The organism is Marinobacterium sp. YM272, from assembly GCF_050908845.1.
Lineage (GTDB): Bacteria > Pseudomonadota > Gammaproteobacteria > Pseudomonadales > Balneatricaceae > Marinobacterium_D.
The window spans coordinates 504,392-520,070 of record NZ_CP194171.1; the positions used below are offsets into that span (position 1 = coordinate 504,392).

12 protein-coding genes are annotated in these 15,679 nt (G+C 57.0%); 5 read left to right on the forward strand and 7 right to left on the reverse strand.

Going from position 1 to position 15,679, the window contains the following annotated elements; all coding sequences use genetic code 11:
• Nucleotides 1-277: 277 nt before the first annotated feature.
• Entirely contained in the window at nucleotides 278-3,184 is a 2,907-nt protein-coding gene (gene glnE, locus ACQUQP_RS02400) for a bifunctional [glutamate--ammonia ligase]-adenylyl-L-tyrosine phosphorylase/[glutamate--ammonia-ligase] adenylyltransferase (RefSeq protein WP_432697218.1), read from the forward strand.
• Nucleotides 3,185-3,256: 72 nt separating this feature from the next.
• Here glnE and ACQUQP_RS02405 read toward each other — a convergent pair whose 3' ends face one another.
• Nucleotides 3,257-4,252, reverse strand: coding sequence for a branched-chain amino acid aminotransferase (locus ACQUQP_RS02405; RefSeq protein WP_432697219.1), 996 nt, complete (start codon nucleotides 4,250-4,252; stop codon nucleotides 3,257-3,259).
• A 219-nt stretch (nucleotides 4,253-4,471) separates the two neighbouring features.
• Between ACQUQP_RS02405 and ACQUQP_RS02410 the strand changes: the two genes are divergently transcribed.
• Nucleotides 4,472-5,359, forward strand: coding sequence for a mitochondrial fission ELM1 family protein (locus ACQUQP_RS02410; RefSeq protein WP_432697220.1), 888 nt, complete (start codon nucleotides 4,472-4,474; stop codon nucleotides 5,357-5,359).
• Here the strand turns inward: ACQUQP_RS02410 and ACQUQP_RS02415 are convergent.
• The 4 genes from ACQUQP_RS02415 to ACQUQP_RS02430 form a co-directional block, all read right to left on the reverse strand.
• Nucleotides 5,356-6,408 (reverse strand): glycosyltransferase, encoded by a 1,053-nt coding sequence (locus ACQUQP_RS02415; RefSeq protein ID WP_432697221.1) that lies wholly within the window; start codon nucleotides 6,406-6,408, stop codon nucleotides 5,356-5,358. The two genes, ACQUQP_RS02410 and ACQUQP_RS02415, sit on opposite strands and share 4 nt — an antisense overlap.
• 30 nt (nucleotides 6,409-6,438) lie before the next feature.
• Complete coding sequence (locus ACQUQP_RS02420) at nucleotides 6,439-7,122, reverse strand: YrbL family protein (protein ID WP_432697222.1); 684 nt, start codon at nucleotides 7,120-7,122, stop codon at nucleotides 6,439-6,441.
• Entirely contained in the window at nucleotides 7,119-8,165 is a 1,047-nt protein-coding gene (locus ACQUQP_RS02425; RefSeq protein WP_432697223.1) for a glycosyltransferase family protein, read from the reverse strand. Before ACQUQP_RS02425 ends, ACQUQP_RS02420 begins: the two co-directional genes overlap by 4 nt.
• 75 nt (nucleotides 8,166-8,240) lie before the next feature.
• Nucleotides 8,241-9,335, reverse strand: coding sequence for a glycosyltransferase family 4 protein (locus ACQUQP_RS02430; protein ID WP_432697224.1), 1,095 nt, complete (start codon nucleotides 9,333-9,335; stop codon nucleotides 8,241-8,243).
• Nucleotides 9,336-9,504: 169 nt separating this feature from the next.
• Here ACQUQP_RS02430 and ACQUQP_RS02435 point away from each other — a divergent pair, with 169 nt between their 5' ends.
• On the forward strand, nucleotides 9,505-10,401 hold the full coding sequence (locus tag ACQUQP_RS02435; protein ID WP_432697225.1) for a glycosyltransferase family 2 protein: 897 nt from the start codon (nucleotides 9,505-9,507) through the stop codon (nucleotides 10,399-10,401).
• 28 nt (nucleotides 10,402-10,429) lie between these two features.
• Nucleotides 10,430-11,668 (forward strand): O-antigen ligase family protein, encoded by a 1,239-nt coding sequence (locus ACQUQP_RS02440; RefSeq protein ID WP_432697226.1) that lies wholly within the window; start codon nucleotides 10,430-10,432, stop codon nucleotides 11,666-11,668.
• A 134-nt stretch (nucleotides 11,669-11,802) separates the two neighbouring features.
• Here ACQUQP_RS02440 and ACQUQP_RS02445 read toward each other — a convergent pair whose 3' ends face one another.
• Nucleotides 11,803-12,708 carry a hypothetical protein gene (locus ACQUQP_RS02445; protein ID WP_432697227.1) on the reverse strand — a complete coding sequence of 302 codons (906 nt, stop codon included), beginning with the start codon at nucleotides 12,706-12,708 and terminating at the stop codon, nucleotides 11,803-11,805.
• A gap of 135 nt (nucleotides 12,709-12,843) precedes the next feature.
• The gene (lpxL, locus tag ACQUQP_RS02450) at nucleotides 12,844-13,773 is read right to left on the reverse strand and encodes an LpxL/LpxP family Kdo(2)-lipid IV(A) lauroyl/palmitoleoyl acyltransferase (RefSeq protein WP_432697228.1); all 930 of its coding nucleotides are present in this window, start codon (nucleotides 13,771-13,773) and stop codon (nucleotides 12,844-12,846) included.
• A 129-nt stretch (nucleotides 13,774-13,902) separates the two neighbouring features.
• Here lpxL and msbA point away from each other — a divergent pair, with 129 nt between their 5' ends.
• Nucleotides 13,903-15,678 carry a lipid A export permease/ATP-binding protein MsbA gene (gene msbA, locus ACQUQP_RS02455; RefSeq protein WP_432697229.1) on the forward strand — a complete coding sequence of 592 codons (1,776 nt, stop codon included), beginning with the start codon at nucleotides 13,903-13,905 and terminating at the stop codon, nucleotides 15,676-15,678.
• The last annotated feature ends 1 nt before the right edge of the window (nucleotide 15,679 follow it).

Here is a 15,679-nt window from a genome sequence, read left to right on the forward strand (position 1 = left end):
GCGAACCGGGAACAGGTTTGTGTTTCATGGGTGTAACAGTCTCTGTATGTGTAGTCGTCAATCGACACTTATGCCAGCAAAAGCATGGAGTTAGGTCGCCAGGGAGTGGCCTATTATAAAGCCGCGATTTGGTCGCAGAACGCGGTAGGGCCGAGGCTGCCCGGGGTGAGGCATGCACCCGTAGAGTGCTTAGAAAAGCACGTTTATGGTGCGTCTGTTCGCACCAGGCTTTTCTGGTTTACAGTAAGGGCAGCGTAAATCTGAGGAGAACAGCAGGATGTTGGAGCGACTAAAAGCCGGAGTACCCGCGCATCTGCACGGTTTGCTGGAGGCGAACCTTCAGCGCATTGAGGCTGCGCTGGCGCAGGTCGGTGAGATACCCGAATCACTGCTGGAGGGGTTGCCGAGGATTCTGATCGGCAGTGACTATGTCTGTGAACAGCTGCAGCGGCAGCCGGAACTGTTGGCGCAGCTGCACGAGACTGGCGACCTCTGGCGCCGTTATGCGCCGGGAGAGCTGCGTGACCGGGCTGCGGCTGCACTCGCCGGCTGTGAGAACGACACCGAGCTGCACAGGCAGCTACGCCTGATTCGCCGTCGCGAGATGGTGCGTATCATCTGGCGGGATCTGAACCGTCTGGCGGACCTGGAGGAAACCACCGGCACCCTGACTGATATGGCGGACACGCTGATCGATCAGAGCCTTGCATGGCTGCATCAGCAGGCGGTGAAGCGCTGGGGACGTCCCATGGGACGCGACGCGTCTGGCGAGCTGGTAGAGCAGCAGATGGTGGTGCTCGGTATGGGCAAACTGGGCGCCCATGAACTGAACCTGTCCTCCGATATCGACCTGATCTTTGCCTTCCCGGAAAACGGTGAGACCGATAAGCCGGACAAGAACCTGAGTAACCAGGAGTTCTTCACCCGGTTGGGCAAAAAGCTGATCCAGTCGCTGGATAACACCACGGCGGATGGTTTCGTGTTCCGTGTCGATATGCGCCTGCGCCCGTTTGGCAGCGTGGGGCCGCTGGCCTGCAGTTTCGACGCGATGGAAACCTACTACCAGGACCAGGGGCGTGAATGGGAGCGCTACGCCATGGTCAAGGCCCGCGTGGTCGCCGGCGATCAGGCCCAGGGCGCGATACTGTTCGGTTTGTTGAGACCCTTTGTTTACCGCAAGTACATCGACTTCAGCGCGTTTGAGTCGCTACGCGAGATGAAGGCGCTGATTAACCGGGAGGTTAAGCTCAAAAACCGGGACCAGAACGTGAAGCTGGGAGCCGGCGGGATCCGTGAGGTGGAGTTTATTGCCCAGGCGTTCCAGCTGATCCGTGGTGGGCGGGACAAGCGGCTGCAGCAGCGTGAGTTGAACCGGATTCTGCCGTTGCTGCCGGAATGTGTCGGCATGCCGAAGCAGGTGGTCGACGAGTTGTTGGAGGCTTACCGCTACCTGCGCGATACCGAACACGCGCTGCAGGCACTGGCAGACCGACAGACGCAGGAGCTGCCCCGGGACGAGCAGGGCCAGGCGCGACTGGCGTTTGTAATGGGTGAGCTTGACTGGGCAGCGTTCAGCGAACGCCTGGATGGTTACCGGCGCCGCGTCTCCGCCCACTTCGCGGAGGTGATCGCCCCCGCCGAATCGGAACAGGCGTCGGAGGAGACCGACCGCAACGCCGATCACTGGCATGCTCTCTGGGATGCGGAGCTCGAAAGCGAGCCGGCCGAGAACTACCTGCGTCAGCTGGGCTTTTCCGAGCCGGCAGCGGCGCTGCAGCAGCTGCGTAACCTGAAGCAGCAAAGGACCGTGAAAATGCTACAGCAGGTAGGTCAGGAGCGTCTCCAGGCGGTGCTGCCCAAACTCCTGCAGGCGGTGGGCGCTACTGACAACCCGGAGCTGACTCTTGAGCGTGTGCTGCTGCTGATTCAGGCGGTGTTGCGTCGCTCCGCCTACCTGGTGCTGCTCAACGAGAACCCGGGGGCGCTGCAGCAGCTGGTGCGACTCTGTTCTGCCAGCTTCTGGTTTGCCGATCAGCTCTCTCATCATCCCGGTCTGCTCGATGAGCTAATCGATCCCCGCACCCTGTTTGCGCCACCGGACAAGGCGAAACTGAATGACGAGCTGCGTCAGGTGCTGGTACGTATCCCGGAGGACGATACCGAGCAGCTGATGGAGGCGCTGCGCTACTTTAAGCACTCCCATATGCTGCGCGTGGCGGCATCCGATATTACCGGTGCACTGCCGCTGATGAAGGTCAGTGATTACCTGACCTGGCTGGCCGAGGTGGTGCTCGATGCGGTGCTGGAGATCGCCTGGCGCGATATGACCGCCAAGTATGGTGTGCCCCAGAAGAGCCCGGGTGAGCCCTGTGATCCGGACTTCATCATTGTTGGTTACGGCAAGCTCGGTGGTATTGAGCTCTCTTACGGCTCTGACCTGGACCTGGTGTTTATCAACGAGGCGGATGCCAATCTGATGACCCAGGGTGGCAAGCGGGAGCTGGCCAACCCGGTGTTCTTTACCCGCCTGGGTCAGCGCATCATCCATATCCTCGGTACCCTGACGCCGTCCGGTCAGCTGTATGAGGTGGACATGCGTCTGCGTCCCTCGGGCAATTCCGGCCTGCTGGTGACCTCGTTGAGGGCATTCGAGCAATACCAGCAGAACGACGCCTGGACCTGGGAACACCAGGCGCTGGTGCGGGCCCGCGTGGTCAGCGGTAGCGAACGGGTGGCGCAAGCGTTCGATAAAGTGCGGGCAGATGTGCTGGGTCGACAGCGCGATCCTGAGGCACTCAAGACCGAAGTCCGCGAGATGCGCGAGAAAATGCGTCAGCAGCTGGGCACCTCGGCATCGCGCGAAGGGCAGGAGTTCAACCTGAAACAGGATCGGGGCGGTATCGTCGATATCGAGTTCATGGTGCAGTACCTGGTGCTGGCCAACGCTCATGAGCATCCGGAGCTGCTGCGCTGGAGCGATAATATCCGCATGCTGGAGTCGATCGAGGAAGCGGGGCTGCTGCCACCCGAGCAGGCGGAGGAGCTGCGCGAAATCTACAAGGCGTATCGCGCCTTCGGTCACCGCCAGACGATGCAGAACCAGCCGACGGTGGTCAGCGGCGATCAGCTGGGCGAGTACCGCGAACGTATCAGCGACTACTGGGCGCAGCTGATGGAGTCCTGAACGGGGCGGGTATGAAACGAAAAGACCGGGCGTTGGCCCGGTCTTTCTGTATCTGGGTTGTGTGCGCCGCGTTTAGATATCGAGCAGCCAGCCGAACTTGTCTTCGCTGCGGCCCCACTGGATATCGTTGAGGGCGCGGCGCAGTTTCACGGTGGTCTCACCGATACCGCCATTACCGACGCTGTGCTCCTTGCCGTTGTAGATCAGCGTGCCCACTGAGGTCAGTACCGCTGCCGTGCCGGACAGGGCGGCTTCGCAACCGGGTTTGGCGGCGCGCTCGAGCAGCTCATCAACGCTGAGCTGGCGTTCGGAGACGGTCATCCCCATATCGCGCGCCAGGGTCAGGATGGAGTCGCGGGTGACACCGTGCAGGAAGGTGCTGTCCAGTGCCTTGGTGATGATCTCGTTGCCGTCGATCAGCAGGAAGTTGGCGGCGCCGGTTTCCTGTACATCACCGCCGGGGCAGAACAGGACCTGGTCGGCCTGGAACTCGGCGCGGGCCTTCATGGTCGGCTGCAGCGCACCGGCGTAGTTGCCTCCGCTCTTGACCATACCCATGTGCGGCGGGCAGCGCATGTTCTTGTCATCGATCAGCAGGCGCAGGGCGCTGTCACCGCCGGAGAAGTAGTCACCGACCGGTGAGAGCAGCACGTAGAAGCAGGATTCCAGTGTCGGCACGGCCGCCTTGCCGATAGCCGGTTCCGTTCCGATATGGGTCGGACGGATATACATGGATCCCGGCGCTTCCGGCACTTCGGCCGCGAACTGGGCAACGATCGAGGTGATCATCTGCGCGATCTGTTCCTTGTTGACCTCCGGCAGAGCCAGCAGCTCGGAGCTCTGGGCGATGCGGTCGATATTACGGTCCATACGGAAAATTTTGATCGACCCGTCTTCATGGCGGAACGCCTTGAGGCCCTCAAAGCAGGTGCTGGAGTAGTGCAGGACGTGGGCACCGGCGTGCAGGTGCAGGCTCTCGCTCGGCACCACCTGGCTTTCGCTCCAGCTCGAACCATCAAACCAGGAGATTGCCATTTCAGGCATGAAAACAGAGCCGAACGCCGACATATCAAACCATCCTAAAGACCGGGTAAACAGGAAATCGCCTTCGAATGCCTAGTGGGCACCGGGGCTTTTGCGCAAGAGTGTAGATTGTATGCTTTCAGGCGAAAAATGGAATTGGCTGAACAGTGAAATCCTGCTTTTAGTCAGATTATCCAGCACCGGGGGATTTGTTTATCATGGTTGCTCTTCGAACCGGTTGACCTTGGATAAGCGGGAGAGGCCTTGAAGCGAATTGTAATTGTCAGCGATGGCAAACCGGGACATCTGAACCAGTCGCTGGGATTGGCAGAGGCGATAGCACGGATCAATCCCGCTGTGCAGATCGAGACGCTGGCGCCGTTGTCACGTTCTCAAGCTCTCAAGGCACTGCTGTTTGGCGGTCCTGAGGCACCGGCAAAAGCGGATCTGGTGATCGGGGCAGGGCATGCTACGCACTTGACCCTGCTGGCGCTGAAGCGCTGCTGGCGGGCCCCCGCGGTGGTGCTGATGAAGCCCAGTCTGCCGCTGTCGCTGTTCGACCTCTGCCTCATCCCCGAGCACGATGCACCCAAACCGCGGCGTAATGTGATCGCTACGCGCGGCGCGCTGAACCGAATGCGCCCGGGGGCGAAGGTTGCGGGCAGCGGCATGATTCTGGTCGGCGGCCCGTCAAAACACAGCGGCTGGGATGAGGCGGCATTAATCAGTGCCGTTGAGCGTGTGCTGGCGCAGGATAGTCGGAGCTGGCGTGTAACCAGCTCCAGGCGCACACCGGCAGAGACGGAAGCGAGGCTCGCCGGGCTCCCGGGTCTGGAGTTTATTCCCGCGTCGCAAACCCCTTCCGGCTGGCTGCCCGAGCAGCTGGCACAGACCGAGTGCTGCTGGGTCACCGCAGACAGCGTATCCATGGTGTATGAGGCGCTCAGTGCCGGTTGTGCAGTGGGTATTCTGCCGGTGCCGCAACTGAAGCCCAATCGCCTGCAGGCCGGTCTGGATCTGCTGGTGGAGGCACAGCGAGTTGTGCCGCTGGCGCGCTGGCAGGGAGAGACCCTGAGCCCGGATGCCGGGCCCCTCGATGAGGCGGGCCGCTGCGCAAAAGAGCTGCTGGCCCGCGGCCTGTTGCCCGGTTAACCGCGCTTGCCGCGGATCTCCTGATAGAAGTCGGCATAGCGCTGCACGATGTAGGCCTTGCTGTAGCCTTCTGCGTAGACCCTGCTGGCACCTTCTATCAGTTGCTGGCGCAGATCATCGCTTTGCAGCACCCGGTTGATCGCTTTGGTCAGTGCCGGCGCATCATCCACCGGCGTGATCAGTCCACTGAGACCGTCGGTGATCGCTTCGCCTGGACCCTGGGAGTTGGTGGCGACGATCGGGCAGCGGTGTGCCCAGGATTCCATCACGATCGATCCCAGACCTTCATGGCGTGACGGGCAGACGAACAGGTCGACGCTGGCCATCAGCGTGGTTACATCGGTACGCCAGCCAAGGAAGCGGACCCGCGACTCCAGTCCCAGCTGTTTGCACAGCGCCTTGAGGTTTGCCTCCTCGGGGCCGGAGCCTGCCAGCCAGAGCGTTACGTCAGGCAGCTCGGTCAGGCTGTGCAGCACTACATCGAACGCCTTGTTCTCATGCAGACGGCCAGCGGACAGGATGATCGGCTTATCCCCGGGGGTGTTGAAGCTATCGCGCGGAATCGGTATTACCGGTGTTTCATCGGCGAAGTTGGGGATATGCACGATGCGATCGGCCGGGAAGCCTCCGTCGATCATGTGCTTGCAGATCCCCTTGCTGATGCCGACCCAGTAGTCCGAGTGGCTGTAGTATTTCAGCTTGTAGTAGTGACCGAGGCGATTAACCAGCGTGTAGCTGCGCGAGTTGGGCGTATAGGCACTGGCACGGCCCATCCAGGTCATCACCACCTCGGGTTCGAAGGCGTTCAGCGCCTTGCGATAGTGGTGCCGGTCGAGCATATCGATGGCGGAACCGAAGCGGAATCCCTCGGTTTCCACGCCGCCCTGGCGCAGCGCTTCGACCCGGTGGGCGTGGTTGCGGATAAAGGCTTTGACCTCCATACCCGGGTGTTCGTGCATGCCGGTAACCAGGCGCACGAAAAAGTTCTCGGCGCCGCCCTGGGCAGCGCCCGCCAGAACCTGTGCGGTGCGAATGGGGGTGTCGGTCATAGTGTTCAACCTTTTTGCATCAGTCTCGTGTTAGGAACGGTGGGCGGTGGCCATACCGTGGAAGCCGGGGTCATCGCCCTGGCGTTTTTTCGCCAGCAGATCGTCGATTCGCTGGTGCAGGTTGGCCAGCTTGCGTTTCACCTTGGCCTCGCGCAGGGAAAAGGGCAGCCAGTGAAAGGGTATAATGTTGGGGCTGCCCAGGCCATCGATCGCGACCAGGCGCTGTATCTTTCCGTCGGCGCCTTTCTGGACCAGCAGGTTATGCAGCAACAGGTCGCGCGAAGGCACCTGCAGCTGCTGCCATTGCTGACAAAAGGCGCCCACCGCTGCTTTGCAGTCTTCGGTATAACCGTCAAACCAGATCTGGGCCTTCAGCGTTTGGGAGATGCGGCCATCGGCATCACGCACCAACTCCAGCACCAATCCTGGCCCCAGGTTGCTGTTTTCAAAGCCGTAGCAGCGGCCGATCACGTTAAAAACAGCCTCGCCCTTGCGCTGTTCCAGGCCACTGATGACGGCGTACTCCTCGCGGTTGTCATCGAAATGACTCAGCGGCAGGAGGCTTTTTGGAAAGCCTTTCTTGCGACGCAGATCGGCCAGCGTAAAGTCTGGTCGGCGCACCTTGATACAGCGCCGGGGATCCCCCGGGTATTCAAAACAGAGCCGGTTGCCACCCTGGGCAAAGGCGTCCTCGGTGTTCAGCGACAGCGTCATTTCAGCGTGCCGTCCAGGTTGATATCCCGGGCCCAGACGTAGTCGTGGCTGAACGGTGTCAGCGTGGTCGCTTCGGCGATGTATTGGGCGTAGAGCGTCGAGTTGATCTCCGTGTGGAAGAAGTCACGGGTTCTTGCGGCCCAGTCCTGGCGTTTGGCGTCGTCGCCGTGGAATTCACGGATACGATCGATCAGTGTGGCTTCGTCGTCGAAATAGACGATCGACTCCGCCGGGAACAGTTCGTCGAACCGGTTGGCCGAATGGGTGAACTGCAGTATGCCGTTGCCGCCCAGTTGCGCCATGCGGGCCGAGGCGTACCAGTAATCCCCTTCCTGGCGGTTGAAGTTGAGCCCCATCTTGCTCTGCTCCAGAGCGCGGTCGTAGTCGCGCCCCCAGACCGGTGGCTCGCCAAAACTGCCGAACGTCTTGAACTGCATGATGGGGTCGAGCTGCTCCTTCATGCGGCTGATCATCTCCAGGCGCTTGGTGAAGTTCTGGCTATTGCTGCAGAAGATCAGGTCGATCGGCAGCTCAGCATCAGGTTTGACCGAGTTGTTGAAACACTCCACCGAGGGCTCGACCGGGTTGGGCATGTGATACACCCGTGCCCGGGAGCCTTCAAACTGAGTCAGTTCCCGGCGACCGGTCGATACAAAGATCGCGTCGGCCACTTCGGCGCGGTACTTCAGCCGGTCAACGTTGGAGGGGACGAACAGCGGGTCGTTATTGCAGTGGGCGATGGCGCAGCCCGGCATCATCCTGCGGATCTCGGCCAGCGTCTCGTTGGGGATCATGTCGCAATGGCCGGCGATCACCAGATCCGGCTCGAATGACTCCACGGTTTCCAGCAGTCGCTTGTTGGCTTTCTTGACGCCCAGGTCGCGGATGCCCAGCGGTGCCTCAAAAGAGGCCACGTCACGGTCACTGAACCCTTGTACCAGGTGATCATTCTTGATCAGGCCATAGGTAAGCTTCTGAGCCCAGCTGACCCGGGTATGGCCGTAGCGCTTGAGCTGCTGGTAGGCAATATGGAGTACTCGCATGCGAATCCGTCTAGTCGGGGGTAAGAGTCAATAGCGCGAAGTGTAGCTGATCCCCGCACCCAGGTGCAGCTTTCGTCATCCGCCGCGCGGTGCGTCCAGCAGGCGGCGGTAGACATCCAGAGTGGCATCGACCTGGTGCCGCAGGTAGAACTCTTCCGGCAGCTGGATATCGATCGCTTCTCTTTCCAGCAGCTCGTGGGCGCGCCGGGCGAAGGCCTCAGGGTTGTCTGCTTCGACCAGTCCGTCGGGAAAGGCTTGGTGCAGTGACTCGGCGGCACCGCCGCGGTCATAGGCGATGACGGGACAGCCACAGGCCAGTGCCTCAGGCACTGTGCGGCCGAAGGGCTCCGCCTTGTTGGACAGGTGGCAGGTGATATCCGCCAGTGAATAGAAGGACTGGATATCGGCGCGGTGACCGACAAAGGTGACCTTGTCATCCAGTCCCAGCGCTTTACGCTTGTCCAGTAGCTCCTGCAGATAGTGCTGCTTGTTTTCTTCGGCATCGCCGACAACGATCCCGTGACAGTCCTGGCGCAGGTCACAAAGGTGATGCATCACGTCCAGGAACGCCTCCTGGCCTTTCCAGCGTGAAAGCCGGCCCGGCATCACAAGCAGGCGCTTATTCTTGAATTGCGGGTAGGCCTGGTAGAGCCTGTTGCGCCAGTCCGGGTTATCGCTGTTTTGCTTGAAAATAGAGGGGTCCAATCCGCGGTAGATACGGGTGATATGCTTGGGGTCGATGCCGTAATTCGAGGTGATGTAGTCGTGCACGCAATCGGAGATGGCGATTATATGTTCAGCCTTTGTCATAATCGCGCTGTAGGCGTTGACCGAGTACATGCCATGGACGGTGCTCACCAGCCGGGGGCGGGTAGCGACAGGTAGCTTGCGCCAGGCCAGCCAGGTGATCCAGGCCGGCGCTCGGGAGCGAACATGGATGACATCGGGTTTCAGCTCGGCCAGCAGACGACGCATGGGGCGAACCAGAGCAAGGGAGCGCAGCGATTTACGATGAATAGGCATACAGATATGCCGGGAGCCTTCAGCTTCCAGGGTTTCCACCTGTCGACCGCCATTGGAGATGACGATAGACTCGTGCCCCAGTTTAACCAGCTCTCGAGCGAATTCGACGGTGCCGCGTTCGACGCCGCCGGCATCAAGTGCGGGCAAAAGTTGTATGACTCGGACTTTGCGTCCCGGATCTTCGCTCGATTGCATGGTCGTTATGGCTTGTTAAATAGACGATTGTAGCAAATTTTCATGAGAGCATAAGTGCATATTCACGTTATTGCCATGCACTTGGGAATTTAATTTTATACAAGTTTTAGTGGTGCTTTAAATGTTATTGAACCTTTGTGTTTGCACCTATGGTCGCTTAAAACTTTTGCAAAGATGCATTGAAAGCCTGCTCTCTCAAACGATCCCAGATAATGTGACCTTCTGCATAACCGTCATCGATAATGACCTGAACCGGTCAGCGGAAAGTGTTGTGCGAAGCCTGGATAGGACTACTGATAAAAAAATAAATTATTCTGTGGAAGAAAGGCGAGGTATTCCCTGTGCCCGCAATAAAGCCCTGGACGTTTCAAAAGAGATAGGTGCCGACCTTTTGATCTTTATCGATGATGATGAGATCGCGGGAAAAGGCTGGTTGGCTGCACTATATGAAGTGAGTAAAAAATATAACCACCAGGCTGCAGTACATGGACTTGTTATTCCACAATTGGTTGACGACATTCCGGAGAGTATTGCCGGTCTCTTTAGGGTGAAGAAACGTCCAGAAGGTAAAGCACTGACTGCCTGTGCAACTGATAATGTGTCTATCCCTATGCAGTTTGTTACTGAACAGGGCTTAAGGTTTGACGAAAGTAGGCCTCTTGCTGGCGGAACCGATACAATCTTTTTTACCGAGGCGCATGCGCAAGGACTTAGTATATATCAAACTAATACAGCGGTAGTATATGAGGAGGTTCCACCTGGTCGGTGCAGCTTGAAATGGCTGGTGAAACGAAAGTTCAGATCTGGGATGACGGGCGCCTGGCGAAAAAGACAGCATGGCAGAAGTGGTTGGTCTGTTATGAGTTCGGCCCTAATTCAGGCGGCCGCTTACATGTTGATGGCAGTAATCTATTTTTTTATTTTCAAAGGATTAAAACGAAATGAATGCATCTTAAAGTCAGCCAGATCGGCTGGTGTTTTTGTAGGATGCTTTAAAAAGAGTATCGACAGTTACTAAATCATAATAATTGTTTATTGGAAATGTTATGAGTTTTATAACTCCATCAAGGAAGGATAGGTTTTATAATGCTGTGTTTTTTTTAAACAGCGTTTTAGTTTTCTGGTATTTTTCAAACAGTATCGTGGGCAATACAAGCCCTGCGACCTCGCTTCTGGCTGCGCTAGCTATCATTTTTATCGTCCCTGTATGCCGATATTTCCCGGCTTTATGGAAGGGTCAAAAACTTTGGATTGCGGCGCTGGCCGTTTTTGGTGCTTATCATATAGTCCATCTTTTCATGGAAGGCGTTGAGACTTCAGAGGATTATGAGACGCCAGCCAAAGCTATTGCTGCCATACTGATCTTTGGTTATTTGATGAAGTATGGGTTTAGTGTGTATATGGTCGGATATGCGATAGCACTATCGACCCTCGCTGCCGGAGGCTATGCAATTTACGAAAAATTTTACCTGGGTCTGGAGAGAGCGGGCTCGTTGAGCCATCCGATCCGGTACGGCTATCTGGTATTTACTCTGGCTGTGTTGAGCTGTTTCTTTGCCTGGTTTGCTGAAAAAAAACAGGAAAGGTATGCATTTTACATTGTCGGGATGATTGGCATTGTGGGTGCGTTCACCACCGGTACCCGTGGACTGGTTATTATAACTGGGTTTCTGCTTCTGTTACTTTGTTTGAATCGAAAAGTCTTGAATTATCTGTCCTGGAAGAAAGTGGCGCTGGCGGTGGGTTGTTTCGCGTTGCTGGTTGTCACATTAGCCAGCCAAACAAATGTACTAAACCGCTATATAGATTCTACTGTCAGGGAATTCGAGTTTATAGAAAGCGGGAACTTTAATACCAGTATTGGCTTCAGACTGATGATGTGGGATACGGCCCTTTATCTCGGTAGTAAACATCCTGTATTAGGTGTGGGCCATGATCAGGATAAAATTATTGCTGAGTCCAGCGGGTTTATTCAAGATAATGGCTATAATCCAAACATACTGACGGAGTACAACCACTTCCATAATCAGTATCTTGACGCCTTCGCTAAAGACGGTGTTATCGGTGTGCTGGCTTGGTGTTTTCTGCTTGTTGCAGCTCTGATTGGATTGAAAACAAAATACAGGTACGCGGTAATAATTATAGTTACCACGTTGGCAATCGGGGGGCTGACAGAAGTGGTATTAAGAAGCAGTCGGTTGTTCTACCTGTTAGTGCTGGGTATATCGATATTTCGCTGTATGGACTACTTCGAATACAAACGGATTAAGGATTCGGCTTCTTAAAAAACGGCGCCTTGAAGGCCTCAGAGTGTGCGCTGAGCCGAGACTTGGTTGCGGCTGCCCCGGGAAACGGGGAAGCCGTCTGCACCTACACCTAGAGCCAGTAATGGTTTAGTTCGGTGTCAGCAGTCAAAAGGCTAAAAGAGGCCGTCCAGCTGATACTCCGAAAATACCTGACGTATCTGGTCATCATTTCCACCTACCGACCGTTTGTTCTGTCTTTTCAGAGTGAACTGCTGTGATCCTTCAATTGCTACGTTGCGCAGTTTCCAGTCACGGGAATCATCAACGGCTTTACACTTGGTGCCCCGCTTTAAACTCATCGCTTTCAGCCACACGTCATCTGCTTTCGGCGCAAGCCGTTTGAAAGCCTCTTTATTAAGGATCTCATCGTCAAAGCATCCGGGAAAATACAAAACGCCCCCTACACCTGTGGGAAACAGGTCCAGAGCTGCCTTATCACCGCGCTGGGTTTTGGGCCATTTACGATACGACAGGAGGTTGCCATTCGCATCTCTGAGCATCTTATGGGCTCTGTGACAATGTATGACATCCGGCTCACGCCTGTAGGCTTTGACCAGTTGATCGATCATGTCGATCGGATACAAAATATCGTCATCCACAGTGATCAAGAGGGCATCAGGGTATTTGCTCAATGTGTAAAAGAACTTGGTATAGGGTCCCAGGTCTTCCGGGCAGAATAGGATTTCAAGACCGCGCTGGGTTTGAGCAATAAGGCTTTCAGGCAGGGTGTCCCAGCTGAAATCTTTTTCGCAGATGCATAAGACGACGCGATCGGCCTGCATCGTTTGCTGAAAAAGGCTTTCAACGGTAAGGCAGACGTCATTGATTCGCTTGTCGAAGGTGGTCAATGAGACGATGACTTCAGGGCCCGGCGAGGACGTTCTGACACCACTGCTGCGGCGATTGACCACGCAATCCTGGAAAAAAACTGTCTGCAGCAGCGAGCGGTCTTTCATCAGTCGTGCCCGCTCTGCTTTTTGACGATTCTTTCTTCGAATTTCCCTGAATTTTTTGAACATTTGTTACCTGTCCTGACGGCACTAACCTGATGACCCTGCCCAAACCTCAGACCTGGCCGCTCTTGAATTAGCCTTCCGCTCCCGTGGCGGGTTAGCTTGACGGAAGTGTAACTTAGGGCTTTTCCACTCTGATGGCTACTGGCTATACAGGTGATTTTTCCCATCCGGTTGTGTTTTAAAGCGCCGATGAACCCACATGTACTGGCTGGGATCCTTGCGAATGGCACGTTCTATCTCTGCGTTGACCAGGGCTGCGTCTTTTTCTTCGTCACCGGTGGGGTAATCACTGATCGGCGGGTAGAGCTCCAGCTCATAGCTGCCGTCGGGCAGACGGTGCTGAGCCAGCATCATAACCGGGGAACCGTTGAGTTTGGCGAGGCGGGCCGTGGCGGTTATTGTAGCTGCAGAGACGCCGAAAAAGGGGACGAATACCGATTGCTTGGGGCCGAAATCCTGGTCCGGGGCGTACCAGATAATGTGGTTTTTGCGCAGCGCCCGTATCACTGAACGTATATCAGCCCGTTCGATCGACTGGCCGAAGTACCGGCTGCGCCCCTTCTTGATGATCTCCTCCATCAATGGGTTATTGTGCCGTCTGTACATCGCGTCCACGGGGTAGAATTCGGAGAACAGCAGGCCACCGAGGTCCAGGGTGGAGAAGTGGGCGCCAAGCAGCAGTACGCCCTTGCCCTGGGAGAGGGCCGCATCCAGATGCTCGCGCCCTTTCAGTTCGATACGCCCCTGAAACTGTTTGCGCGGTGTCCACCAGGCCATGGCGGTCTCGAACACGCCGATGCCATTATTGATAAATACGTCGCGTACGAAGTGCTTCTGCTCATTCTCGCTCATCTCGGGGAAGCAGAGCCGCGTATTCACCTCGACGATGTGGCGGCGCGCGGGGACCAGGTGGTAGAGAGCGGATCCAAGCAGACGGCCCAACGCGAGTTGGCCACTATAGGGCAGTCGGTTTAGTAACCAGAGCAGCCCGGTACTGATCCAGTTGGGCCAGAAGAGGGGGTGCCAGAAGGGCTTGCCTTGAAGTCGTTCTCTTTTTTTACGTGCCATAGCATCTGTCCCAGGGTTCGCGGCTATTCTAAGTCTCACGTCGGTGACCGGCAAATGGTTACCGCAGAAGTCTGGCGGTAGCTGTGTATAATGTTGGCCTGCTTGCCGAGCATGATGATAGAGAGGTTTATGAGTCGTAATACGATTGAGCAGAACCCTGAAGGGGCGGACCAGAGTACCTGGCAGCTGTACAAGCGGCTTCTGACCTATGCAAGGCCGTACTGGGTTGTTTTCCTCGTCAGCTTTCTGGGCTATGCCCTGTATGGCGTGACCCAGGCCTGGTCCGCGCGCTGGCTGGAGCAGGTGGTTAATACCGTAGAGCGAGGCGATCTGGATCAGCGCGGTGTTCTGGCGCTGACCGTGCTGGTGATTTTCGCACTGCGTGGCATCGGTACCTTCATCGGCACCTATACCATCAGTCATGTGGCGCGCCAGGTGGTGCATGCGCTGCGTACCGACCTTTTCGATCGCATGCTGACACTGCCCAGCAGTTACTACCAGCGCACGGCGAGTGGCGATCTGCTGGCCAAGCTGACCTACAACGTGGAGCAGGTGACCGGGGCCGTCACCAACGCCATCAAAACCGGTTTGCGGGAAGGGCTGACAGTGGTCGGCCTGATGGGCTATCTGCTCTACCTGAACTGGAAACTCACGCTGGTGTTCGTACTGGCCGCGCCCTTTATCGGGATTGTTGTGACCATCGCGTCAAAACGGATGCGGATGCTCAGCCGTCGGCTGCAGAAATCGGTGGGCGATATCACCACCTCTGCTTCGGAGTCGATCAAGGGATACCAGGTGGTGCGTATCTTTGGCGGCACCGAGCAGGAGCGGGAACGTTTCCACAAGGCCAGTGATAACAACCGTCGCCAGATGATGAAGATGGTGGTCACCCAGTCGCTGAATACCCCGATTGTTCAGTTCATTATCGCCATGGCACTGGCGGGCCTGTTGTTTATCGCCATGCACCCTTCGGTCATGGGGACCATGACGACCGGTGGTTTTGTCGCCTTTTTGACCGCAGCCGGCCTGATCACCAAGCCGCTGCGTCAGCTGACCGAAATCAGCTCCATCATTCAGAAGGGCGTCGCGGCGGCGGAGTCAATTTTCGAGGTGATGGACCAGCCTGCAGAGCGTGACTCCGGCGATCGGGATGCTCAGGGGGTCAGGGGTAATCTGACATTTGAGCAGGTGCGCTTTACTTATCCCGGGCAGGAAGCACCAGCATTGAAAGGGATCGATCTGGATATACCCTCGGGCTCAACGGTAGCGCTGGTGGGGCGTTCGGGCAGCGGCAAGTCAACCATGGCGGCGATGCTGCCCCGGTTCAACGATGGCTGGGAGGGCCGCATCCTGCTGGATGGTGTGCCTCTGAACGACTATTCGTTACCCTCGCTGCGTGAGCAGATCGCCCTGGTGAATCAGCATGTGGTGCTGTTCAACGGCACTCTGGCTGACAACATCGCCTACGGAGCCATGGCGGGGGCAAGCCGTGACGCGATTATGGCGGCGGCAGAGGCAGCTCACGTCACCGAATTTATCGATCGTCTCGAGCACGGCCTGGATACGATGATCGGCGAAGATGGCGTCATGCTCTCCGGTGGTCAGCGCCAGCGTATCGCCATCGCCCGTGCGATTCTGAAGAACGCTCCCCTGCTGATACTGGATGAGGCCACCTCGGCACTGGATACCGAGTCCGAGCGTCATATTCAGGCGGCGCTGGAGTCCGTGTTCAAGGGGCGTACCACGTTGGTGATCGCTCACCGACTCTCCACTATCGAAAAGGCGGATATCATCGTCGTAATGCAAGACGGCGTGATCATTGAGCAGGGCTCACACCAGCAGTTAATCGAGCAGGATGGCGCATACGCCCGGTTCCGTTTACAGCAGGAGGCCGGAGGCGTCTGAC

What these genes read in the sequence shown, in the direction of transcription:
- glnE (WP_432697218.1), top strand. Translation starts at nt 278, where the DNA reads ATGTTGGAGCGACTAAAAGCCGGAGTACCCGCGCATCTGCACGGTTTG.
- ACQUQP_RS02405 (WP_432697219.1), bottom strand. Translation starts at nt 4,252, where the DNA reads ATGTCGGCGTTCGGCTCTGTTTTCATGCCTGAAATGGCAATCTCCTGG.
- ACQUQP_RS02415 (WP_432697221.1), bottom strand. Translation starts at nt 6,408, where the DNA reads ATGACCGACACCCCCATTCGCACCGCACAGGTTCTGGCGGGCGCTGCC.
- ACQUQP_RS02420 (WP_432697222.1), bottom strand. Translation starts at nt 7,122, where the DNA reads ATGACGCTGTCGCTGAACACCGAGGACGCCTTTGCCCAGGGTGGCAAC.
- ACQUQP_RS02425 (WP_432697223.1), bottom strand. Translation starts at nt 8,165, where the DNA reads ATGCGAGTACTCCATATTGCCTACCAGCAGCTCAAGCGCTACGGCCAT.
- ACQUQP_RS02435 (WP_432697225.1), top strand. Translation starts at nt 9,505, where the DNA reads ATGTTATTGAACCTTTGTGTTTGCACCTATGGTCGCTTAAAACTTTTG.
- ACQUQP_RS02440 (WP_432697226.1), top strand. Translation starts at nt 10,430, where the DNA reads ATGAGTTTTATAACTCCATCAAGGAAGGATAGGTTTTATAATGCTGTG.
- ACQUQP_RS02445 (WP_432697227.1), bottom strand. Translation starts at nt 12,708, where the DNA reads ATGTTCAAAAAATTCAGGGAAATTCGAAGAAAGAATCGTCAAAAAGCA.
- lpxL (WP_432697228.1), bottom strand. Translation starts at nt 13,773, where the DNA reads ATGGCACGTAAAAAAAGAGAACGACTTCAAGGCAAGCCCTTCTGGCAC.
- msbA (WP_432697229.1), top strand. Translation starts at nt 13,903, where the DNA reads ATGAGTCGTAATACGATTGAGCAGAACCCTGAAGGGGCGGACCAGAGT.